Origin of the sequence: Actinoplanes flavus, assembly GCF_017592555.1 — a bacterium.
Lineage (GTDB): Bacteria > Actinomycetota > Actinomycetes > Mycobacteriales > Micromonosporaceae > Actinoplanes > Actinoplanes flavus.
Genome location: NZ_JAGFNS010000019.1, coordinates 140162 through 162135, shown reverse-complemented (window position 1 = coordinate 162135; position 21974 = coordinate 140162). Strand labels below are relative to the sequence as shown.

21 protein-coding genes and 1 riboswitch are annotated in these 21974 nt (G+C 72.3%); of the genes, 14 read left to right on the top strand and 7 right to left on the bottom strand.

Annotated features, from left to right (window positions below; all coding sequences use genetic code 11):
• The first annotated feature begins 15 nt into the window (after positions 1-15).
• A riboswitch (SAM riboswitch) is annotated at positions 16-130 on the top strand.
• A 16-nt stretch (positions 131-146) separates the two neighbouring features.
• From J5X75_RS27410 to J5X75_RS27395, 4 genes are read left to right on the top strand one after another with little or no spacing between them, the layout of a single operon-like run.
• Positions 147-1373: an aminotransferase class V-fold PLP-dependent enzyme gene (locus J5X75_RS27410; protein ID WP_208470385.1), complete on the top strand. Its 1227-nt coding sequence runs from the start codon at positions 147-149 to the stop codon at positions 1371-1373.
• Between the two features lie 55 nt (positions 1374-1428).
• A complete protein-coding gene (locus J5X75_RS27405) occupies positions 1429-3720 on the top strand; it encodes a putative bifunctional diguanylate cyclase/phosphodiesterase (protein WP_307798283.1) in 2292 nt (763 codons plus the stop codon).
• A gap of 9 nt (positions 3721-3729) precedes the next feature.
• Positions 3730-5964, top strand: a complete 2235-nt coding sequence (locus tag J5X75_RS27400) for a glycoside hydrolase domain-containing protein (protein ID WP_307798292.1) — start codon at positions 3730-3732, stop codon at positions 5962-5964.
• Positions 5961-7220, top strand: a complete 1260-nt coding sequence (locus J5X75_RS27395) for a glycosyltransferase (protein WP_208470383.1) — start codon at positions 5961-5963, stop codon at positions 7218-7220. Before J5X75_RS27400 ends, J5X75_RS27395 begins: the two co-directional genes overlap by 4 nt.
• A 54-nt stretch (positions 7221-7274) precedes the next feature.
• Here the strand turns inward: J5X75_RS27395 and J5X75_RS27390 are convergent, their stop codons facing one another.
• On the bottom strand, positions 7275-7757 hold the full coding sequence (locus tag J5X75_RS27390) for an SRPBCC family protein (RefSeq protein WP_208470382.1): 483 nt from the start codon (positions 7755-7757) through the stop codon (positions 7275-7277).
• Positions 7754-8107, bottom strand: a complete 354-nt coding sequence (locus tag J5X75_RS27385) for an ArsR/SmtB family transcription factor (RefSeq protein ID WP_208470381.1) — start codon at positions 8105-8107, stop codon at positions 7754-7756. The genes J5X75_RS27390 and J5X75_RS27385 overlap by 4 nt, the downstream gene beginning before the upstream one ends.
• Positions 8108-8392: 285 nt before the next feature.
• On the opposite strand from J5X75_RS27385, the gene J5X75_RS27380 reads away from it, so the two are divergent.
• On the top strand, positions 8393-8605 hold the full coding sequence (locus J5X75_RS27380) for a hypothetical protein (RefSeq protein WP_208470380.1): 213 nt from the start codon (positions 8393-8395) through the stop codon (positions 8603-8605).
• Positions 8606-8732: 127 nt separating this feature from the next.
• Here J5X75_RS27380 and J5X75_RS27375 read toward each other — a convergent pair whose 3' ends face one another.
• Positions 8733-9827 carry a glutamate-cysteine ligase family protein gene (locus tag J5X75_RS27375; RefSeq protein ID WP_238489442.1) on the bottom strand — a complete coding sequence of 365 codons (1095 nt, stop codon included), beginning with the start codon at positions 9825-9827 and terminating at the stop codon, positions 8733-8735.
• A gap of 681 nt (positions 9828-10508) precedes the next feature.
• On the opposite strand from J5X75_RS27375, the gene J5X75_RS27370 reads away from it, so the two are divergent.
• Complete coding sequence (locus J5X75_RS27370; RefSeq protein ID WP_208470378.1) at positions 10509-11069, top strand: hypothetical protein; 561 nt, start codon at positions 10509-10511, stop codon at positions 11067-11069.
• A gap of 487 nt (positions 11070-11556) precedes the next feature.
• Positions 11557-12390, top strand: a complete 834-nt coding sequence (locus J5X75_RS27365) for an ATP-grasp domain-containing protein (protein WP_238489519.1) — start codon at positions 11557-11559, stop codon at positions 12388-12390.
• Between the two features lie 62 nt (positions 12391-12452).
• On the opposite strand, the gene J5X75_RS27360 is transcribed toward J5X75_RS27365, so the two are convergent.
• Positions 12453-12923, bottom strand: a complete 471-nt coding sequence (locus J5X75_RS27360; protein ID WP_208470376.1) for a PH domain-containing protein — start codon at positions 12921-12923, stop codon at positions 12453-12455.
• 56 nt (positions 12924-12979) lie between these two features.
• Here J5X75_RS27360 and J5X75_RS27355 point away from each other — a divergent pair, with 56 nt between their 5' ends.
• Positions 12980-13636, top strand: coding sequence for a spermine/spermidine synthase domain-containing protein (locus J5X75_RS27355; protein WP_208470375.1), 657 nt, complete (start codon positions 12980-12982; stop codon positions 13634-13636).
• Complete coding sequence (locus J5X75_RS27350; protein ID WP_307798282.1) at positions 13611-14555, top strand: DUF2332 family protein; 945 nt, start codon at positions 13611-13613, stop codon at positions 14553-14555. Before J5X75_RS27355 ends, J5X75_RS27350 begins: the two co-directional genes overlap by 26 nt.
• On the opposite strand, the gene J5X75_RS27345 is transcribed toward J5X75_RS27350, so the two are convergent.
• A complete protein-coding gene (locus J5X75_RS27345) occupies positions 14530-15786 on the bottom strand; it encodes an MFS transporter (RefSeq protein ID WP_208470373.1) in 1257 nt (418 codons plus the stop codon). The two genes, J5X75_RS27350 and J5X75_RS27345, sit on opposite strands and share 26 nt — an antisense overlap.
• A 59-nt stretch (positions 15787-15845) precedes the next feature.
• On the opposite strand from J5X75_RS27345, the gene J5X75_RS27340 reads away from it, so the two are divergent.
• A complete protein-coding gene (locus tag J5X75_RS27340) occupies positions 15846-16901 on the top strand; it encodes a hypothetical protein (protein WP_208470372.1) in 1056 nt (351 codons plus the stop codon).
• 44 nt (positions 16902-16945) lie between these two features.
• Here the strand turns inward: J5X75_RS27340 and J5X75_RS27335 are convergent, their stop codons facing one another.
• Positions 16946-17251, bottom strand: coding sequence for a hypothetical protein (locus J5X75_RS27335; RefSeq protein ID WP_208470371.1), 306 nt, complete (start codon positions 17249-17251; stop codon positions 16946-16948).
• 681 nt (positions 17252-17932) lie between these two features.
• On the opposite strand from J5X75_RS27335, the gene J5X75_RS27330 reads away from it, so the two are divergent.
• From J5X75_RS27330 to J5X75_RS27315, 4 genes are read left to right on the top strand one after another with little or no spacing between them, the layout of a single operon-like run.
• A complete protein-coding gene (locus J5X75_RS27330) occupies positions 17933-18973 on the top strand; it encodes a LacI family DNA-binding transcriptional regulator (RefSeq protein ID WP_208470370.1) in 1041 nt (346 codons plus the stop codon).
• A complete protein-coding gene (gene bluB, locus J5X75_RS27325) occupies positions 18973-19599 on the top strand; it encodes a 5,6-dimethylbenzimidazole synthase (RefSeq protein ID WP_372450974.1) in 627 nt (208 codons plus the stop codon). Before J5X75_RS27330 ends, bluB begins: the two co-directional genes overlap by 1 nt.
• Positions 19596-20414: a DUF72 domain-containing protein gene (locus tag J5X75_RS27320; RefSeq protein WP_208470368.1), complete on the top strand. Its 819-nt coding sequence runs from the start codon at positions 19596-19598 to the stop codon at positions 20412-20414. Before bluB ends, J5X75_RS27320 begins: the two co-directional genes overlap by 4 nt.
• A gap of 23 nt (positions 20415-20437) precedes the next feature.
• Entirely contained in the window at positions 20438-20869 is a 432-nt protein-coding gene (locus tag J5X75_RS27315; protein ID WP_208470367.1) for a hypothetical protein, read from the top strand.
• A 47-nt stretch (positions 20870-20916) separates the two neighbouring features.
• Here the strand turns inward: J5X75_RS27315 and J5X75_RS27310 are convergent, their stop codons facing one another.
• Positions 20917-21798, bottom strand: a complete 882-nt coding sequence (locus tag J5X75_RS27310; protein ID WP_208470366.1) for a poly(ethylene terephthalate) hydrolase family protein — start codon at positions 21796-21798, stop codon at positions 20917-20919.
• Positions 21799-21974: the final 176 nt, after the last annotated feature.

Genomic DNA, 21974 nt, shown 5'->3' with positions numbered 1-21974 from the left:
CTAACTTCCCCGTCAGGTCATGAGCGCCAGCGCGAAGCCCCGGCTCGCTGGCCGGCAACCCTTCCGTTCGCGACGGGGTGCCCCGGGTGAGGACCGGGCCGGTGTCGCCCGACACCGGCAAACGGCGAACCCGTGGAGGCGCGGTCATGCCATCTCTCGACATCCTCGGCGACGATCTCAAGGTCGCCCTCCCCTCCGGCGAGCTGGTGCGCTTCGCCCACCTCGACTACGCGGCGTCGGCGCCGTGCGTGCGGGCCGCGGCCGACGCGGTCCAGGACCTCCTGCCGCGCTACGGCTCGGTGCACCGGGGCACCGGGGTACGCTCGCGCGGCTCCACGCTGGCGTACGAGCTGGCCCGCGACGTGGTCGCCGAGTTCGTCGGCGCCCGCCCCGGCGACCACGTGATCTTCACCCGGAACACCACCGACGCGCTCAACCTGCTGGCCCGCGCGCTGCCGCCGGGCACCACCACGATCCAGTTCGAGGGCGAGCACCACGCCAACCTGCTGCCCTGGCCGAACCCGCTGCGCCTGCCGCTGCCGGCGTCGGCCGCGGACGCCGTCACCGCGCTGCGGGCGGCGTGCGAGAGCCTGGACGGTCCGGCCGTGCTGACCGTCACCGGCGCGAGCAACGTCACCGGCGAGGTGTGGCCGGTCCGGGAGCTCGCCGAGGTGGCCCGCGCGCACGGCGTACGGGTGATCGTCGACGCCGCCCAGCTGGCCCCGCACGCCCCGGTGAGCCTCGACGGCCTGGGCGCCGACTACCTGGCGTTCTCCGGCCACAAGCTGTACGCCCCGTTCGGCGCCGGGGTGCTGGCCGGCCGCGCGGACTGGCTGGACGCGGCGCCGCCGTACCTCGCCGGTGGTGGCGCGAGCGCCGTGGTGGGCGACCGGCCCGGCGACCTGACCTGGGCCACCGGCCCGGCCCGGCACGAGGGCGGCACCCCGAACCTGCCCGGCGCGGTGGCGCTGGCCGCGGTCTGCGAGGCGCTGGCCGCCGCCGACCGGGCCGCCCTGCACGCCCACGAGCAGGATCTGCTGGCCGGGCTGCGCGACGGTCTGGCCGGCCTGCCGGGGGCCACCGAGGTCAGCGTCTTCGGGCCGGACCACCCCCGGGTCGGGATCGTCTCGCTGGCCCTGGACGCCTCCGATCCGGCGGCCGTGGCCCGGCGGCTGGACGCCGAACACGGCATCGGCGTGCGGGCCGGGCAGTTCTGCGCCCACCCGCTGGTCCGCCGGCTCACCGGCGACGGCCGCGCCGGCAGCTGCGGGGACGGCCCGCCCGGTCTGCTGCGGATCAGCTTCGGCCTGGGCAGCACCGCCGAGGACACCACCCGGCTGGTCGCCGGGCTCCGCGCGGTGCTCGGCACCTGATTCGCTACCGGAAAGGTCCTGGGACGCGGGCCCCTCGGAGCCGATCGTGCCTTCCGTGGCGACGTGGATGACGCGGCTCCGTGACCGGCTCCCGGCCGGCGGCGGCCTTCGCGACGAGGACTGGGCGGATCGGCACCGGCTGCTGACGGTGCTGCTCGCCGTCTGCATGGTGCTGCTGACGGTCTTCGGCGTGTTCCGCGCCGAACACCCCAGGGACCTGCTGCTCATCGACGGGATGCTGTTGCCCTGCCTGGTCGGCGCGGTCCGCCTGGCCAACCGGCGGGCCCGGTCGATCGTGGTGGCGCTCGGCTTCGCGGCCGCGTCGGGCGGGTTCGTGGCCCTCTGTCACGGCCTCACCGAGGCGCACTTCGCGTTCTTCATCGCGGTGCCGGCGCTCGCCCTCTACCGCGACTGGGCGCCGTTCGGCGGCTTCCTGGTCGCCACCGTCGTCCACCACGCCGTGTTCGGCGCGGCGCTGGCCAACCACACGTTCAGCCACCACCAGGCGCAGGCGAACCCGCTGGTGTGGGCACTGCTGCACGGCGCCGCGGTGCTCGCCGCCGCCGGGTTCCAGCTGATCGGCTGGCGGTTGACCGAGACCGAGGAGAAGCGCGCCCAGGAGAACCTGGACGACAGCCAGGCGCAACTCAGCGTCGCCTTCGACGAGACGCCGGTGCCGATGGCCATGTTCGGCCCGGACGGGCGGCTCCTGCGGACCAACCCGGCGTACCGGGACTGGATGCGCCTGCCCGAGCAGCTCCCGGACGAGTTCGGCGTCGGGGACCTGCCGCTCGCCGCGATCGACCGGGACGAGCCGGACATTTTGCGGATGATCGCCGAGTCGCGTGAGCCGCTGACCGTGACCCGGCAGTACCGGCGTACCGACGACGGCTCGCTGATGTGGGTGCAGACCCACGCCTCCGGCCTGTACGACCGGGACGGCCGGCTGCGGCTGATCGTGGCGCACTGCATCGACGTCACCGCGACCCGCGACCACGAGGCGGAGCTGAGCTACCAGGTGCGGCACGACGCGCTCACCGGCCTGCTGTCCCGCAAGGCGTTCGAGCACGACCTGGCGCTGCTGCTGGAGAGCAGCGCCGAGCCGGTCAGCGTCATCTACCTGGACGTCGACCGCTTCAAGTCGATCAACGACGGGGTGGGCCACGGCGCCGGCGACGACGTGCTGCGCGCCCTGGCCGCACGCCTGGCCCAGGTCGTCCCGGACGGCGCCCTGCTCGCCCGGCTCGGCGGCGACGAGTTCATCGCGGCCCTGCCCGGCCCGTCCGGCACCGGCCTGCGGGTCGGCAACGGCATCCTCGCCGCACTCGCCGAGCCGCTCACCGTCGGCGGCTCCGGGCTGCCGGTGTCGGTCAGCGTCGGCGTCACCACGGCCTTCGGCGGGGTGCCCGCCGAGGACGTCGTGGTCGCCGCGGACACCGCCATGTACGCGGCCAAGCGCGCCGGCGGCAACCGGCTCCAGGTGTTCACCGAGCAGCTGCGCGTCCCCGTACAGGAGAAACTCGCCGCGGAGGCCCGGGTGCGCCGCGCTCTCGCCGGCGACCCGCGGGTCACCCTGCCGCTGTGGTTCCAGCCGGTGGTCACCACCGGCACCGGGCGGATCGCCGGCGCCGAGGCCCTGGTCCGGATGCGCACCCCGGAGGGGGAGATCCTCACCCCGTACCACTTCGTCGGCGCCGCCGAGGAGACCGGCCTGATCGTGCCGCTCGGCGAGCACGTGCTGCGCTCCGCCGTCGACCACCTGCGGCACTGGTCGGACCGGCTCGGCTACGTGTCGGTCAACGTCAGCCCGCGGCAGCTCGCCGAGCCGGACTTCGTGCCGATGGTGGCCGGAGTGCTGGCCGGCGCCCCCGGACTGGACCCGTCCCGGATCGTCCTGGAGATCACCGAGACCGCGCTGCTGGCCTCGACGGTCGACGTCAGCGAGCGGCTCGCCTCGCTCAAGCGGCTCGGCGTACGCATCGCCCTGGACGACTTCGGCACCGGCTACAGCTCGCTGACCTGGCTCAAGTCGCTGCCCGCCGACATCGTCAAGCTGGACCGGTCGTTCGTGGCCGGTCTCGCCGAGGACCAGCGCAAGGCGTCGATCATCTCGGCCGTGCTGTGGCTGGCCCGCTCGCTGGGCATGTCCACGATCGCCGAGGGCGTCGAGGAGTTGTCCGACTGGGAGGCGCTCAAGGCCGCCGGCTGCCCGGCCGTGCAGGGCTATCTGTTCAGCAAGCCGCTGCCCGGCCCGGAGTTCGACCGGATGCTGCGGGAGTCCCACGAAAGTGCCACCACGGACGGAGTTCACTTGAACGAAACCACCGGGACGGTGCTGGCCGGTTAGAGTCCGGCCATCCTGGACAACGTTGATCCCTTCATCGGCACAGCGGCCACCGACCTGCCCCGGGCACACGGTCTCGCCGCTACCTGGTGGTGGCCGAAGCCGCAGGTGGGCAACACCCACCCGGGCGCCACCTCCCCCTTCGGCATGGTCTCCGCCTGTGCCTACTCGGGGGCCTACCCGACCGGCTACGGCCGCTACGCCAAGAACACCGAGGGCGTGCCGGAGGACATGTTCGGCCGGATGCAGGCGTCCGGCTTCACCCACTTCCAGCAGTCCGGCACCGGCGCCATCCGCAAGTACTACAACTACGTGCGGGTCACCCCGATGGTGCAGCCGCTCGACGACCTGGGCCAGTCCTGGGCGCTGGAGGACGAGCGGGCCGAGGCCGGCTACTACGCCGCCAACCTCGAGACCGGCGTGCGCTCCGAGATCACCGTGGGCGAGAAGGTGGCGGTGCACCGCTACACCTTCCCCGACCACCACAGCGCCCGGCTCGTCATCGACCTGTCCTGCGGTGGCCTCGCCATCGACCTGGGCCGGACCGTGCCGCTGCGCGCCCAGATCGAGAGCATGGGACACGGCCGCGGGCAGGGCACCGTGGTCATGGAGGGCGTGCCGCTGTCGGTGTACGTCGAGGTGGACAGTCCCGGCTGGCGGCAGATGCTCTGGTACGACCGGCGGCTCATCCCCGGCGGCACCCGGCTCGACTTCGACAGCATCCGGCACACCACGCTGCGGCCGTTCGGCATGCTCTTCATGGGCGCCGCCCGGGCCGGGCAGACCATCGAGGTCCGGCTGGGCTTCTCGCTGCGCGGCTGCGACCAGGCCCGGCGCAACCTGGAACGCGAGTGCGGCGCCGGCCAGAGCGCCTTCGAGGCGGTCCGCGCCCGGACCCGCGCCCGCTGGCGCGACCACCTGGGCCGGGTGCAGGTCGAGGGCGGCACGGACGCGCGCCGCACGGTGATGGCGACCGCCGTCTACCACTCGCTGATCAAGCCGTGCATCGCCGAGGACGAGAGCCCGAACTGGCCCGACCCCGGCCCGTACGCGTTCGACGTCTGCACCATGTGGGACATCTACAAGACGCAGATCCCGCTGCTGTCGGCGATCGTCCCGGACCGGGCCGGTGACGTGCTGGAGTCGCTGATCCGGGTGTGCGAGGAGGAGGGCAACTTCCCGATCGGCTACCGGATGGCCCGCGGCGCCGACCGGTTCTTCCGGCAGGCCAGCGCGCTCGCGCACACCGCCCTGGCCGACGTGCACGCGCTGCGGCGGCCGGGCATCGACTGGAGCTGGGCGCTGGTGCACATGGTCGACGACCTGCGCCGGCTCTACGGCGAGGACTTCTGGGAGCACGGCGTGGTGCACCCGATCACGCACACCCTCGATCTCGCGTACGCCCATCACTGCACCGCGCAGGTGGCCCGCGCCCTGAACGACCACCGCCTGGCCGATGATCTGGAGCGGCGCGGCCGCGACTGGATCAACGCCTTCGACCCGGCCACCGGCCTGCTGCGCGACTCGGAGTTCTACGAGGGCGGCAAGTGGAACTACTCGTTCCGGCTGCTGCACGACATGGCCGGGCGGATCCGGATGGCCGGCGGCGACACCGCGTTCACCGCGATGCTGGACCGGTTCTTCGGCTACGGCGCCGAGCCGGTCAAGCAGCCCGGCCGCTGCCCGGATCCGATCGAGATGACGGCCGGGTACGCGCTCAACCGTTTCGAGGGCCTGAACAACGAGCCGGACATGGAAGTGCCCTGGGCCTACCACTACGCCGGCCGCCCGGACCGCACCGCCGAGATCGTCAACTCAGCCCTGACGTGGCAGTTCGGCACCGGACCGGGCGGGCTTCCGGGCAACGACGACTCGGGCGGCCTGAGCTCCTGGTACGTCTGGGCGTCACTGGGCCTGTTCCCGGTGGCCGGCCAGAACCTGTTCCTGGTCAACGCGCCCGCCTTCGCCCGCGCCGCGCTCCAGGTCGAGGGCGGCGAGTTCGTCATCGAGACCAGCGGGCATCGAGAATCACCGATCGGAGTCGACGGTGTCGACCGCGACCCGCCACCCCAGTACGTTCAATCCGCGACCCTCAACGGGAGGCCCCTGCACGCCACCCACCTGAACGCGGCCGACGTCCATCACGGCGGACGGCTGCATCTGCGGCTCGGGCCCGAGCCCTCCACCTGGGGGCAACGGAGCCGGCCGCCTTCCCTCTCCGATCCGCACCCTAAGGAACGCCGATGAGCCGACCGACCCGCCGCCTCGTGATCGCGGTCCGAGCCGATCCGGTCATCTGTGGGCACTCCGGTGAGGCCCGCAACCTCGCCGAGGTGGCCCTCACCCGTGGCTTCGACGACGTCCGGCTGCTCACCTGGCCGATCCCGGCCCTGCAGTCGGCCGGCCTGCCACTCAAGCCGCTCGACCGCCTGCTGCCGTACAGCCCCGGCATCACCGTGGAACGGCCCGAGGCGGTGGGCGACTACCGGGTCCCGGACGGCCGCCACCTGGCCGGGCTCACCGGCCGCCTGGTCGAGCTGCTCGCCGAGCCGGTGCCCACCGTCTGCCTGTCGATGTACCTGGTGCCGCACACCCAGGTGATCAACGACGCGGTCATCGCGGCCCGGGCCGCCGGGTTCGCCCCCGACGTGCACACCATCGCCAAGGCGGTCGGCTCCGACGTCACCAACGTCATCCGCTCCTGTCTGCGTGAGGGCCGGTTCGGGGCGGCCACCGTGCTGCTCACCACCTTCCTGGCCAGCGACGAGGTGGTGGCCGTCTCCGAGTACACCCGCGACGAGATCATCGCCGCGGCCGAGGAGGTGGACGCCCACTGCGGCACCACCTTCGCCGAGCAGTGCCGGGACCGGGTCGCCGTCAGCTACCCGCCGATCGACGCGGCCGCCTTCGTGGACCCCGATCCGGACGCCGTCGACGCCGCCCTGGCCCGCCGCGGCCTGCGGCGCGGGAGGTACGTCCTGTTCCTCTCCCGGGTGGCCCGGGCCAAGGGGATCTACGACCTGGTCATCGCCTACGGCCAGATGCGCTGCCGGGACGATGTGACACTCGTGGTGGCCGGCACCGGGCCGGCCCTCGAACATGTGCGGGCGATGGCCAAGGAGGACGACCGGATCATCTTCCTCACCGATGTGGACGACGACGAGAAGCCGCTGCTCATGGCGGGCTGCGCGGCGTACGCGCTGCCCACCAAACCGGAGCCGGACTTCGTCGAGACCTTCGGCATCGCGCTCGCCGAGAAGGCTCTCGCCGGCGGCGGGCCGATCATCACGACCACGACCGGGGGAGTGGGCGAGGCGGTCGGCGACGCCGCGGTCATCGTCGAGGCGGGCGACATCGGCGGGCTCGCCGACGCGGTCGACCGGGTGGTGCTCGACATGTCCGCGGAGGAGCGCCGGGACCTGGAGGTGCGCGCGCGGGCACACGCCATGACCTTCGACCGCGGCGCCGTCTTCGACCAGCTCTTCCAGATCAAAACCGATTGACCACGGTACGGGGGACGAGCGCGCGCTCGTCCCCCGTACCCCTCGGATCCTGATCTAGATCTTGTGCTCCGCGGCCAGTCGCTCGAGTTTGGCGTAACCCTCGTTCACGCCGACCTCCATGCCGCTCCGCAACCAGGCGTCCCGGCCCTCGAAGCTGTCCACCAGGGACTGCGCGTGCAGCCGGGTCCGCCCGTCGCCGAGGTCCTCGAACCACAGCGCCTCCAGCGCCACGCCGTCCGGCTGGCCCTCGAAGGTGAAGGTCTGCACGATCCGCTCCGGTCCCACCTCGTGGAAGGTGCCGCGGAACGCGTACTCCTCGTCGCCGCGCCGGGACACGTACCGCCAGCTGCCGCCGGTCCGCGCGTCCCAGTAGTCGATGGTGTTGGTCAACGAGTCCGGGCCGTTCCACAGCACGAAGATCTCCGGGTCGGTGTGCGCCCTGAGCAGCTGCGCCGGGGTGGCCGCGAAGTCCCGGGTGAGCCGGATGATCGGCAGCTTCGGGTCGGCCTCGATGGTGGTCTCCACGATCTTGTTCATCGTCGTCCCTCTTCCTCTCGCTCCTCGTCCGCGCGCATCGTCTCCAGGACCGCGTCGAGCCGGCTGAACCGCCGCTCGGCGCGCCCGCGGTAGCGCTCGATCCACTCGTTCATCCGGTCGAACACCTCCGTCTCCAGGTGCACCGCCCGGGGTTGCGGTCCCGGCGGCCGGGTGACCAGCCCCGCCTCCTCCAGCACGCGCAGGTGTTTGTAGACCGCCTGCAACGACATCCGGTACGGCTCGGCGAGCTGATTGACCGTCGCGTCCCCGTCGGCCAGCCGGGCCACCATGTCCCGCCTGGTGGGATCGGCGAGTGCCGCGAACACCCGGGACAGTGAATCCGCCGACATGGTCCCCTCGTTTCAACTTGCTGGTTGAAACTTAAGGTAGACCGCTGTCCCGGGCTTGTCAACCAGAAGGTTTAAAGAGCAGGTCGGGCGGGTTCAGTGGAAAAGCGCTAAACCGGGTTGTCGTCCCCCGGAAAACATCCTGTAAACACAATCTCGACGATCGGTTACCGATCCGTGCCCACTCGCGGGCTTTCGGGGCCTAGGATCGATCTCACTCACCCCCCATGCCGTTCACCGGCTCTGGCCGAGCACGCCCGGGGACCATCCGACGGGGAGGAGCGTTCCGTGCACGACGAGATGATGACGCTGATCGACGACTGCATCGCCCGGATGACACTGCTGCGCGACCAGCTTGCCGCCTCCCGGCGCGTCCAGCCCGGCGAACGCCACACCGCGGCGCTGGACGCCATCGCCGTGGCGGAACACTTCGCCACCGAGGCCACCCGGGCGGTGTCCCCACCGGCCGCCGCCCCGGTCAGCTACTCCACCGCCGCCTGACCACCGTCCCACCGCCCACCCGGAGCCACGGCACCCGTGCGACCGCCCCCGGCCGGGGCGGTCCGTCACCCGGCCGCCGGGACGACCTGATGTCGTCGTGCGGTGCCGCGGCTGCCCGGCGGTGGGGTCAGGGGCGGGCGGTCGCCTGGTCCAGGATGTCGTCGGCGGGACAGCGGCCGCGGTAGACGTACCTCTCGGTGAAATCGGCGACCGCGTCGCGCAGCTCTCGCGAGACGCCCTGCCGGGCCAGACCCGCGTAAGCGGCCAGGAAGCAGTCCCGTGCGGCGGCCGCCAGCACCGGATCGGTGAGCGCGTCCCGGGCCGCGCGTTCCCACAGCGCGGACTCGCCGGCCAGATGCGCGGTCGCCTCGGCGGCCTCGGTGGCGGCCCGCGGATCGTCCAGCAGGATCGACGTCACCGCAGCTACGACCCGCCAGCCGTCGCCCGGCTGACTGTCGGCCACGTCGAGTTCGAGATGGCCCCGCGCGGCCACCGGCGGCCGCAGCCCGGCCAGATGCCGCTCCAGGTCGGCGATGGCGATGCGGCCTACGTCGTGGAGCGTCTGCCGCGGCGAGCTGCCTCCGCTTCCGGTCGCCCCCATCGCGTACGCCGTCCAAGCACCCCGCGGATCCCCGCCTCCGGGGTGGACGGGCAGGGTGCGGCGCGCCGCCTGGCGTACGCTCCGCCAGCCGGTCGGCCGATCGTGCCGCAACGGCGAGTTCGCGAAGGCGGCCGCCAGTACCGGAGCGAGCGTGTGCGCCAGCGCCCAGCGTCGCGGCAGCCCGAGCGGCCCGCCCCCGTCCAGCCCCGCCTCGAGCCCTACCCGGATCCCAGCGGTCACCGACCACGGTGCCTGCTCCTGACCGTCCGGCCGCGCACCGCTCGGGTTCTGCCCGGCCGCGTCGAGCCGGTGGTCCGTGCTGGTCGGGATTTGCCGGAGCACGTTGAGCCCATGCTGCTCCGCGATCCGTGCCGAGGCGGCCAGGTCGTCACTCATTCGCCGGAGCGCCATCTCGATCCCGGGCGACGGTGGTCCGCTGACGGTCATCACTCGCGGCGACCGGATGTCCAGGAACCCGTGCCGCAGCGACCGCCGCCCGAGGTGGGCGAACCCCGGCTCCACCAGCAGATCAACGGTGATCCCCACGAACCCGGGCAGCCCCGGTGCGAACGCCCGCGCAGCCACGAACTCCTCGGCCGCCCGCTCACTCAGGCTCCCCATACCGGCCCCGCCTCCACCCCGTCCCAGGAGCGGCGAGCATAGCATTCCTATCTGGCTACTAGGAATGGCGTCATCGCGGGGTTGCTGGCCCCCATCACGGTTAACCCGTCGTGACGCCGGTAATGTCCCTGCTCCGCTTGCTGCATTGAACACCTGGCATTCAGTGCCCGGTGTTGACTGCATGCCACGTTGAGCGTTGGTGCTGAGCCTCTGATCGCCGCATTGAAGCCTTGTGTTGATTGTTTGGTGTTGAGCACTTGCCATGTTGAGCGCTGGTGTTGAGTCTCTGACCTGTTGAGCGCTGGTGTTGAGTCGCTGACCTGTTGAGCGCTGGTGTTGAGTCTCTGACCTGTTGAGCGCCTGCAATGTTGCGCGTTTCGTGTTGAACGTCTGGTGTTGAGCGCGCTTCATATTGACGATCCACTTGTCGTTCACCGTCGTCTTCGGGGTCACGCCACTGTGAGTGACGATGTCGTGAACGCCTCAACGCGGATGGTGGGTGGAACGGTCCTGACGTGATCGACCACGGTGGCGCTTGGAAAGCACCGACCGGCCATCTCTTTGGGATGGGTTCCTAGGATGCCTTAGGGGGTGTGGCGGGGAGCCCTTAGCGGGGAATCGGGGGCGGGGCAGGGAAAGCACCGGTGCCGGGCTGATGCGGCACGGTCATACGGTCAGGCCATGCCATCGAACAGCGTCACCGTTCGCTTCGCCGCCCTGGATGCGCCGGCTCTCATGCTGGTCTACGGGTTGCTCCGCCTGATCGACGGCCTGGACGGCGCCCGCGATCCGGGTGACCTCGCCTGGGCCGCCGGGCACCTGGCGTTCTTCGCCGCCATGGTGCTGTTCGGTGTGCTCGCCGTCGGCCTGCGGAGAATTGCCCCGCCGGGCGCCGGACCGGTCGCCACGGTGGCCACCGCCATGACCCTGTCCGGTGTGGCCAGCTTTCTCTGGGTGATCGCCGGGGATCTGTCACCCGTTCTCCGCGCCGTCCCGCTGCCCGAACCGTTCCCAGTCGCCGGCCCTCTGCTGTTCGCTCTCGGCATGCTCACCCTGCTCGGCCTGATGGTCGCCGCCCGGCGGGCCCCGGCGTGGAGCCCACTGATGTTCGGCGCGGGCATCGTGGCGCTCACTCTGGACGTCGACAACCTGCCACTGGCCGCCCTGATTCTGCTCGCAGCGCTGGCGCCCCTGGCCCGCCCGGATCGCCGCCGTGCGGGCCTGACCCGCCGCTACGTCTGAGATCCCGCACCGTTCGGAGCCGTCACCCGTGACCACGTCCGGGTTTCCTGGTTCCCGGGGAAGAGCCCGGAAACCATAGAGGTCCCGTCACCTCGTGCCGTCTGGTCAGCGCCGCGCTGCCCGGCTGGGCCCGCGCTGCCCGGCTGGGCCGCGCTGCCCGGCTGGGCCCGCGCTGCCCGGCTGGGCCCGCGCTGCCCGGCTGGGCCCGCGCTGCCCGGCTGCGCTCGCGTTGCCTGGCCGGGGCCGCGTTGCCTGGCTGCGCTCGCGTTGCCTGGCTGCGCTCGCGTCGCTTGGCTGGGCCCGCGTTGCCTGGCTGGGCCCGCGTTGCCTGGCTGGGCCCGCACTGCCGGGCAGGGCCCGCGCTGCCCGGCTGGGCCCGCGCTGCCCGGCTGCGCTCGCGTTGCCTGGCTGGGCGCCTGTCGCTCGGCTGGCCTGTGCCGTTCGGGTCGACCCGGCTGGTGGGGCTGTGAGCGATCATCGTGGCGTGATGCTGTTGCTGCCTGCTGATGTTCTGCGCCCGCGCCGCCCTGATGAGCACTTCGCCGGGGAGGCGCGGGCCGCCCGGGAGGCCGGGATCGTGGTCGCCCTGATCGACCATGACGCGCGGAGCGGTTGGGACGCCGCGGTGGCGCGGGTTCCGGCGAGCGCCGCGGCCGTCTATCGGGGATGGATGCTCGACAGTGGGCGGTATGAGGCGATGGCCGGGGCGCTGTCCGCCCGTGGGGTGACGTTGCGGACGGGGGCCGCCTCGTACCGGCGGGCGCATGAGCTGCCCGGCTGGTATGCGGCGGCCGAGGGTGACACCCCCGAGTCGGCGTGGACCGACGGTGACGGGCGGGAGGACTTCCGGCGGGCGTGTGTCGCGCTGGGGGAGGGGCCCGCGGTGTTGCGGGACTACGCCAAGTCGATGAAGCACCACTGGGACGAGGCGGCGTTCCTGCCGGACGTCGCGGACGAACCCGCGGCGTGGCGGGTCGCGAGCCGGTTCCGGGAGTTGCGCGGCGACGATTTCGCCGGTGGGTTCGTGGTACGCCGGTTCGAGTCGTTCACCGGTGCGGAGGTGCGCACGTGGTGGGTGGACGGCACGTGCCGGCTGGTCACGGCGCACCCGGATACCCCGGAGGCGCCGCCGCCCGCGGATGTCGAGATCGGTGTGGCGGAGTCCGCCGTACGATCGCTGGGTTTGCCGTTTGTGACCGCCGATCTGGTCCGGCGTGCCGATGGGCGGTGGCGGATCGTCGAGATCGGCGACGGCCAGGTGAGCGATCGTCCGTCCGGGACCGCGCCGGAGGAGTTGATCGGGGCGCTGTTCGGGGCCTGAGTTTCTGTCGTACCCCCTCGCTAGGTTCGTGCCGTGGTGGATGGCGGTGCGAGTGGGCGTAGCTATGAAGGGGGGTTGAGGAGGTTGTCGCGTTTGGTGGTGTATTCGTCGTCGGTGAGCAGGCCGGCGGCGTGGAGTTCGGTGAGGTGGTGGAGCAGGGCCGTGTTGTCGGGGGAGGCGGCGGGGATGCCGGTGCGGCACTGCTGGATGAGGTCGGCCAGGTAGGGCGCGGTCGGGCGGTCGGTGCCGAACGAGACGGTGTGGCCCCCGGTTTCGATGTCGATCCGGGAGCGGAGGAGGCCGCGGTGGGCGGTGACCGAGGTGACGGCGGTGAGGGGGATGCGTTCGCGGCCGGCGCCGGCGCGCATCAGGGTGCCGGTGCTGGCGAGTTCCAGCCGGTCGGGGTAGACGATCAGGTAGAGGTCGGCGCCGCCGTCGCGGGTGTGTGCGACGGCGAGGGCGCCGCTGGTGTCGACGCTGTTGCGCTGCGCCTTGGCCAGGGCCCGGGTGCAGTGATCCGGGACGGGGTTCACGACAGGCCACCGTAGCTCATCGACGGGCATCCATTGGTTGCGTAGGCTTGCCGCCCATGGACGAACGGGTCTTCACCGAGCGCGGTGAGCTGGTCCTGCGGCGCCGGGCCGGGCATTTCGAGCTGATCAGCAACGGTGTCTTCCTGATGGACACCCGGTCGGGTGAGTCGGAGCGGGTGCTGGTGCGGGCCGCCCTGGCCGCCGCGCCGCCCGGACCGCGGCTGCTGATCGGCGGCCTCGGGGTGGGATTCTCGCTGGCGGAGGCGGTCCACACGGACGCCGCGGAGATCGTCGTCGTGGAGATAGAACCGGCCGTGGTGCGGTGGCATCACGGCGTGCTCCGGCCGTTCAGCGAGGGCGCGCTCGACGATCCCCGGGTACGGGTGGTGACCGCCGATCTGGCGGCCTGGTTCACCGGCACCAGCGACCGGTTCGACGTGATCTGCCTGGACGTCGACAACGGCCCCGGCTGGACCGTCTTCGATCACAACACGGGGCTGTACCGTGCGGCCGGGCTGGCGATGCTGCGCGACCATCTGCGGCCGGGCGGGGTGCTCGCGGTGTGGAGCGCGTCGGCCGAGCCGGGTTTCGAGGCGACCCTGACCCGGACGATCGGGCCGGTCCGCACGGTTCGGGTGCCGGTCGGGAGCGGCGAGCCGGATGTCGTCTACGTGGCATCATGCGCCGGTGACGACTGCGCTGATCTACGGTGAGTTCGCCGCGCGTGAGGCCGCCGGCGAGTCCCCGGCGTACGAGAACCTCGCCGTCGCCGTCTCCCGCGACGCCCGCCTGATCGGCCTGCTGGACACGTTGCCGCCGGCGAAGCGGCAGCCGAACCTGCTGTTCGCGGCCGGCCGGTTCCTGGGCGCGCCGGTCACCGACCCGCCGGCGTTCCTGGAGTTCGCGGCGGCGAACTGGGAGCGGATCGCGCACGAGATCCGTCACCGGGCGACGCAGACCAACGAGCCGGCCCGGTGCGCGCTGCTGCTGCCGCTGCTCGCGGCGCTGCCGCAACCCCTGGCGTTGCTCGAGGTGGGCGCGTCGGCCGGCCTCAATCTCTTTCCTGACCGGTACGGGTACCGCTACGGCGATCACGTCCTCGGCTCGGGTGATCCGGTCCTCGACTGCGCGTTGACCGGAATCGATCCGCCGCGGGAGCTGCCCGAGGTGGTCTGGCGCGCGGGTCTCGACCTGAACCCGCTCGATGTCACCGATCCGGCCGACGCCGCCTGGTTGCAGGCCCTGATCTGGCCGGAACAGGACGACCGCCGGGAACGGCAGCGCGCCGCCGCCCGTACCGTCGCTTCCGACCCGCCGTTGCTGGTCCGCGGCGACCTGGTGGACGATCTGCCGGCGCTGGCCGCCGGGGCGCCGGCCGGCGCCACCCTGGTCGTCTTCCACACGTCGGTCCTCTATCAGGTTCCGGACGATCGGCGCCGGGCTTTCACCGATCTGGTACGCACGATGCGCGCCCACTGGATCGCGGTGGAGAACCCGACCGTTCTCGATCACGCCGGGTTGCCGCATCCGCCGGACGAGCGCCTGCACAACGTGCTCGCGCTCGACGGGCGGCCGCTGGCCTGGGCGCGCCCGCACGGCGAGGCCCTCACCTGGTTCGGCGATCGCCCATAGACCCGGGCTCGGGCGTGTACGGGAGCCGGTGACCCGGGCCGCCGTGCCGCCAGGGGAGCAGGACGACGCTGCCCGCGACGGCGAGGCCGCAGATCGCCAGGGCGGTTCGTACGTCGGTGAGCGCGGCCAGCAACCCGCCCAGCGCGATGCCCACCGGCTGGCAGATCCGCGACGAGATGGACCACGCCGAGATCACCCGGGTCATGTAGTGGTCCTCGGTCTGCTCCATCCGGTACACCGCGAAGGCCGGATTGAACACCCCCGTCGCGAACAGGGCGAACGTCTCCACCACGATCATCAGCAGCAGCCCGGGGAGCCCGGCCGGCAGGAACGCCAGCAGGCACAGCCACACCGCCCGCCAGACACCCGACCACAACAGGACCCGGTGCCGGCCGAACCGGCGGGTCAGCGGCGCCAGCGCCAGGGCGCCCAGGACGCCGCCCAGGCAGGGGATGCCCCAGCCGATGCCGTACTGCCAGGCCGGGAAGTCCAGTTCGTCGAGCATCAGGACGGCCAGCAGCGGTGACGCGGCCATCATGCCGGACCCGAACAGTTGCGCGTTGAGGAACAGGGCCCGCAGGTCACGGTGGGCGAACACGTACCGCCAGCCGGCCCCGATCTCCGCCCACCGGCCGGTGCCCGGCTCACGCCGCGGCGGCTCCGGCTCCGGGCCGCGCAGGCTGCGGACACCGGCCGCGGACAGCAGGAAACTCACCGCGTCGACGGTCACCGTCCAGCCGACGCCCACCCACGAGGTCAGCGCCCCGCCGATCGGCGGGCCGGCGCTGTAGGCGGTCCAGAACGTGGCCTCCATCCGGCCCGTCGCGGTGGCCCGGTCACCCGGCGCCACCAGCGCTTTCAGGTGGGCGCCGCTGGCTGCCGCGAAGAGGATCGCGGCGGCCGCCTGGATCGCCGCCACCAGGCCGAGCTGCCCGTAGCCGAGCACGTCGAACCAGAGCGCCACCGGCACGCTGAACAGGGCGAGCGCGCGGGCCAGGTCGGCGCCGACCATGACCGGGCGTTTCCGGCGGAACTCCACCCACGGGCCGGCCGGCACCGCCACCGCGGCGGCCGCCAGCCCGGACATCGTGGCCAGCAGCGACACCTGCCAGGCGGGAACCTCCAGCACCAGGATCGCGACCAGCGGAAGCGCGCCGAAGCCGATGCCGGTGCCGATCTCACTGGCCGCGTACGCTGCCCACAGGCGCCGAAAGTCCGAGCCGAGTGCCACCGGCGCACCCTACCGGCGGCCCGCCGGTTTCTGTCAGACCCCGCCGGTAGGTTGCCCCCATGCCGATCACACAGGGCGAGATCGTCCCCGGTTCCGCGGTCCTGGCCCTGCCCGGCCCGGGCGCGGTGGTGTGCGGCGACGACCTGGTCACGTTCGCGATCGGTCCCACCCTGGCCGTGATCGTGGTGGCGGCCGGTGACCGTCCGGACGGCAGCCGGATCACCACCGCCGCCGACATCGAGCTGCGGGCGCCGTTTCCACCGGCGGCCGCGGCCTGCCTCAGCGGCGACCCGCCGCCGCTTGTCGCCCTCGCCCGGATGGCCGACGGCGCCCTGGTCGCGCTCGGCCCGGTCCGGCTGACCCGCCGCGGCGGCCACCACGGCCGGCTGGAGGACGCCGGCCTGTATGTCGAGAATCCGCTGCCCGACGACCTGCTGGACCGGGTGCGGCCCACCGGCGAGGCGCCCGAACAGCCCTCCCTCGACTGGCTCGACCTGGTCCCGGCCGACCCGCTGGCGGCGCTCGACCGGTTCGTCACCGGCTGGTTCGCCGACGAGCCACCCGGCGTTCCCGTCTCCTGGGGCCCGCCGCCGTTGCGTGAGTTCCACCGGATCGCCGCCGGACGGGACGCCGTCCACGGCCACTCCGCCAGGATCGCGCGGGAGCCGTTCGGCGGCCCCTGGCCGGACGGGCTGATCCCGTTCGGTCACGAGTCCGACGGCGTGTTCCGGCTGCTGCTCGACCCGTCGGAGCCCGACCCACGGGTCTTCTACGACTACGACGGCGATCTCGTCGCCGAGCGTGACCGGCTCAGCGCCTTCCTCCTGCACTTCGCGCTGGCCCGGGCCGCGCTGGACGGTCCGGTCGGCGGCTTCGCGCTGTGCACCGCGGAGGAGGCGGCCCGGATGACCGCGGGCCTGACGAGGGTTCCGCTGCGCCCGCTGTCCTGGCCCGGTGTCGCGATGCACACCTATGCGGGTCCCGGTCTGGTGATCCACACCGGTCCACAGGACGACACCGGTGACCACCACGAGATGTACGTCGGCGCCCGCCACCGCGCCCTGCTGCGCCCGCTACGCACCCACCACCCGGTCTGGGAGGTCTTCCATGATTGACCGGAACTCCGCACCGTCGAGCCGGGCCGCGCGACGCCTGCGGACTACGGCCGTCGCCCTGGCCCGTTGCCGGGATCGCCCGGTTCGGTGTGGAGCATCCCGCCGATGAGGGCGATCCCCTCCGGAACGGAGCGCAGCACCATGGCGGTGTTCTCCTCCGGGCGCGCGACTTCGGGATCCCGCCGGCCGCACAGCCGCAGGAAACGCACCACCGTGACCGGGACCGACCCGCCGTCCGCGGTGAGCCGCAGCGTGTCGCCGCGCCGGATCGGCCCACCCCGCACCCGCCCGGTCACGGCCACCCCGCCGCGCGGGTCCGGCCAGGCGTCCTCGATCCGCATCTCACCCATCGACCGAATGTAGCCACACCACCCGAGACCACCGGTCGGTCCGGGGCGAGAATCGCGGATCTCAGGACGAACTTGCCGCCACTCCGGGTGTGGCCGTTTGCGGTCGGGTCGTGGCTGGTCGGGCTGGGTGGTTGTCGCTCAAACGGTGTCGTCGCTGTAGTCGGCGACGTTTGTGGTGGGATCGTGGCCGGTCGGGTCGGCTGGGGTGACCACCGATCTCCGCCCGGCGGGCGCGGCACAGGCGGGAGCGGGCAGGAGATCGCGCGGAGCCGGCGGAGCGGCCGCTGTCGCCGGGGGCGCTCCACCGCGTACCGGGAAAGGGGTTGATCGGGGAGAGGGCGGGCGCCGGGCGTGGGATGCGGCAAGTCGCCGGTCCGGATGTGATCGCGTGCCACCCAGCCTTTACGCTGGATGACGAGGCCTTTCCGGATCAGCCGGAGAAGGCGGTGTGCGGCTGACGTCGATACCGGCCGGTGGTGGGGCCGCGGCCCGGCGGGGGAGGCTGGTCTCGCGCCGTCGCTCGTGGACGGCTCCGGGGCAGGCCCACGGTGTGCAAGATCGCACGTGGCCGTCCACCGGGACGCCGAGCGGTGAACCATCGTGGTTCCGGACGGACTTGAAATGTTTCAATCGGCGTGTTTGACTTCTGGTCATCTCACCCACCGTCAGGAAGGGCCCACGTTGACTCCGCACCCGCGCAACGGTCGAGCCCCGTCGGTCAAGGACGTCGCCGCCGCCGCCGGCGTCTCCCTGGGCACCGTCTCCAACGTCCTCAACCGGCCGTCCGTGGTCAGCGCGGCCACCCGGGAGCGGGTCGAGCGCGCCATGGCCGAGCTCGGGTTCGTGCGCAACGAGTCGGCCCGCCAGCTGCGCGCCGGGACCAGCCGGGCGCTGGCGTACGTGATGCTCGACGGCGGCAACCCGTTCTTCCACGACGTCGCCGAGGGCATCGAGACCGCCGCCGAGGCCGCCGACCTGTCACTGTTCGTGTGCAACTCCAACGGCCGCTCCGACCGCGAGGCCAAGCACATCGACCGGCTCGTCCAGCAGCGGGTGCAGGGCATACTGATCACCCCGGTCGACCCGGACGCCGGCCACCTGACCGAGATCGCCCAGCGCGGCATCCCGTTCGTGCTGGTCGACCGGTTCAGCCGGTCCGGCGGGCACTGCTCGGTCGCCGTCGACGACGTGCTCGGCGGCCGGATCGCCGTCGAGCACCTGATCGACCGCGGGCACCGGCGGGTCGCGTTCGTCGGCGGGCCGTCCAGCATCGGGCAGGTCCGCGAGCGACTCCAGGGGGCGCGCGCCGTGTGGGCCGAGTTCGGCATGCCCGAGGAGGACCTGATCCACCTGCCGACCGAGGCGATGACGGTCAACGAGGGCCGCTCCGCGGGCGAGCGGCTCGCCGGGCTGCCCAGCCGCCGCCGGCCGACCGCCGCGTTCTGCGCCAACGACCTGCTCGCTCTCGGCCTGCTCCAGCACGCCGTCACGGCCGGGCTGCGGGTACCCGACGACCTGGCCATCGTCGGGTTCGACGACATCGACTTCGCGGCCGCCGCGGCCGTCCCGCTCACCTCGGTGCGCCAGCCGCGGCAGGAGCTCGGGCGCACCGCGGCGCGGCTGGTGCTGGACGAGGCCACCAACCCGGATCACGTGCACGAGCAGGCCACCTTCGTGCCGGCGCTGGTGGCCCGGGCCTCCACCGGTACCGTACGGCGGTGATCCACGACCTGTACGAGGTCATCCACCGCCGCCGCGACGTCCGCGGCGAGTTCACCGGAGAGCCCGTCCCCGACGACGTCCTCGATCGTGTGCTGAGCGCCGCGCACGCCGCCCCGAGTGTCGGCCTGTCCCAGCCGTGGGACTTCGTGATCGTGCGCTCCGATGCCGTGCGCAAGGCCTTCCACCAGCACGTCCACACGGAACGGGAGACGTTCGCGGCGAGTCTGACGGCCGAGGCCGCGCGCCGCTTCGCCCGGATCAAGATCGACGGAGTGCTGGAGTCCAGCCTGTCGATCGTGGTCACCTACGACGCCTCGCGCGGTGGGCCGGCGGTCCTCGGGCGGCACGCCATCGCCGACGCCGGCCTCTACTCGTCCTGCCTGGCCATCCAGAACCTGTGGCTGGCCGCCACCGCCGAAGGACTCGGCGTCGGGTGGGTGTCGTTCTACCGGGAGGAGTTCCTGCGCGAGCTGCTCGGCATCCCGGACGGCGTGCGGCCGGTGGCGTGGCTCTGCGTCGGGCCGGTCACCCACCTGGAACGCGTCCCCGACCTGGAACGGCACGGGTGGCGGCAACGGCGGCCGCTCCACGAGGCGGTCCACACGGACCGGTGGGGTGGATCGTGAGACTGCACGTCGGGTGCGCGATGTGGAACCTGAAAGCGTGGCAGTTCCCGCAGCCCGCCCTGAGCACCTATGCGAGCTGGTGCACCGCGGTGGAGGGGAACACCACGTTCTACGCGACGCCGTCACCGGCGACGGTCGCCACGTGGGCCGCCGCGACTCCCGCCGACTTCCGGTTCGTGCTCAAGCTGCCGCGGTCGGTGACGCACGGCGGCGCCCTCTCCCACAGTGCCGAGTTGTCGGAGTTCCTTCGGGTGATCGAGCCGCTCGGCGCCCGTACCCATGCTCTGTGGGTGCAGTTGCCCGGGTCCTTCGGACCGGGCGATCTCGCGGCTCTCTCGCGCTTTCTGCGGGGTCTTCCCGATCGTTTCCGGTACGCCGTGGAGGTTCGCGATCCTGCCTTCTTCCACGCGCCCGGCCCGCTCGAGCAGACGCTGGCCGAGATCGGGGCGGAGTGGGTCCCGTTCGACACCACCGAGTTCTTCCGCACGCCGCCGACCAGCGAGGCCGAACGCGACGCGTGGATGAAGAAGCCCCGCATGCCGCTGCGCACCACCGCCCTGACCGACCGTCCGATCGTCCGCTACCTGGGCCGTGACTCGGTCGAGCGGACCGTCGCGGGCTGGCGGCGATGGGTGCCGATCGTCGCCGGGTGGCTGCGTGAGGGGCGGTCGCCGACGTTCTTCGTCCACACGCCGGACAACGCGGACGCTCCGGCGCTGTGCCGGCGTTTCCACGACGAGGTGCGGGCGCTGGTGCCGGAACTCGCGCCGCTGCCGGACATCGTGGAGCCGGAAGCCCCGCTCACCCTGTTCTGAGGTCTCCCGATAGATTGCCGTCCATGATCAAGACTCGGCGGTCCGTGGGTGGCCGCCTCTCGGACGCGGCGCAGTGGGCGCTGATCGGGATGTACCTGCTCGGCTCCTTCGGCATCCTGCTGCTGGCCGTCGTGCGCACCGGTGACGGGGGCGCCCTGCTGGACCCGGGTCTGGATCGTCTCGACGACCCGAAGGTCGCGGTTCCGCTGGGCTGGGACTCGGCCGCCAACCCACTCGTCTGGATCTTCGGCGTGGCCCGGCTGATCGCCCTGCTGATCGTCCCGGTGGCGGCGTTCGGGGTGATCCTCGGCGGCCTGTCGGCGGCGGCCGCCCGCCGGGACGGCGACCGGCGGCGGCTGAACCGGTCGCTGCTGCGGATCGTGACGTGGGTGGTGCTGTTCGCGGTGGCGTTCAGCCCCTACGGCGAGCAGCTGCACAACTGGCTGGCGGACTGACGTGCCGGGGCCCGGCGCGGGTGCGCCGGGCCCCGGGCGGGGACGGGTCAGGCGTGCGGGCAGGTGGCGCGGTACTCCTGGATGGCCGAGCCGGACGGGGCCGGGCACAGGAACTGGTCGTAGCGGGTGTCGTCGTCGATCCACCGCTTGAGCCAGGACAGGCTGTACTTGGCGGCCGTCACGCTCTGCCCCGACGTCGGGGCGGAGTGGGACGCGTTGTTCAGCTCCAGATAGGCCTTCTCCGGGGCGGCCGTCATGCTCGTGTAGAAGGGCTCGGAGTGCGACGACACCGGGGCCACCGTGTCGCTCTCGGCGCCGACGATCAGGGTCGGTACGCGTACCGTCGACCAGCTCTTCGTGCCGTGCCACGGGGTGAGCGGCACCGCGGCCTGCAACGCGGGACGGGTCCGGGCCGCCGACAGGCTGCCCCCGCCACCCATCGAGTGGCCCATCACGCCGAGCCGGCTCGCGTCGATGCGGGTGCGTACCGAACTGCTCCCGGTCAGGTAGTCGAGCGCCGCCAGCAGCTGGGTGCCGCGGCTGTCCGGCTGGTCCAGCGTGCTCAGCGTGTCGATGGTGATCACCACGAAGCCCTGTGAGGCCAGGCGCGGACCGAGCCAGGCGACGCTGGACTGGCTCGCCGTGAAGCCGGGGGAGATGGCCACCGCGCCGAACGTGCCGGCGCTGGTGTCGGTCGGGTAGTAGATCGTGCCGCCGCCGAAGCCGGAGACGCTGGACCGCGCCACGGTGACCTGGGCGATGGCGAACGAGCCGCGGGCGGCCTCGATGCTGGCGTTGGTGGGGGCGGGGCCGCGTTCATACGGGTTGGCCGCGAGAGCCGGTGCCGCGGGGATCGTCAGTGCTGCCGCGGTCGCCGCGAAGGCCGCTGTGAACAGGGAAAATGTCCGGCGAAGGGTGGGGACGGGCATGGGAACTCCCTGGGGTAGTGGGGCTCCTGCATCGATGGATATGAATAGCGTTAACTCGCCGGTAACAAGTCGGTAATCCCATCCGGTACCTGCCGCGGTGGTATGCCGGCGATAAATCGCTTGCCGGGCCCGCGGTGATCCGCGAGGGTGGGCGGCATGACGTACTGAGGCACTTC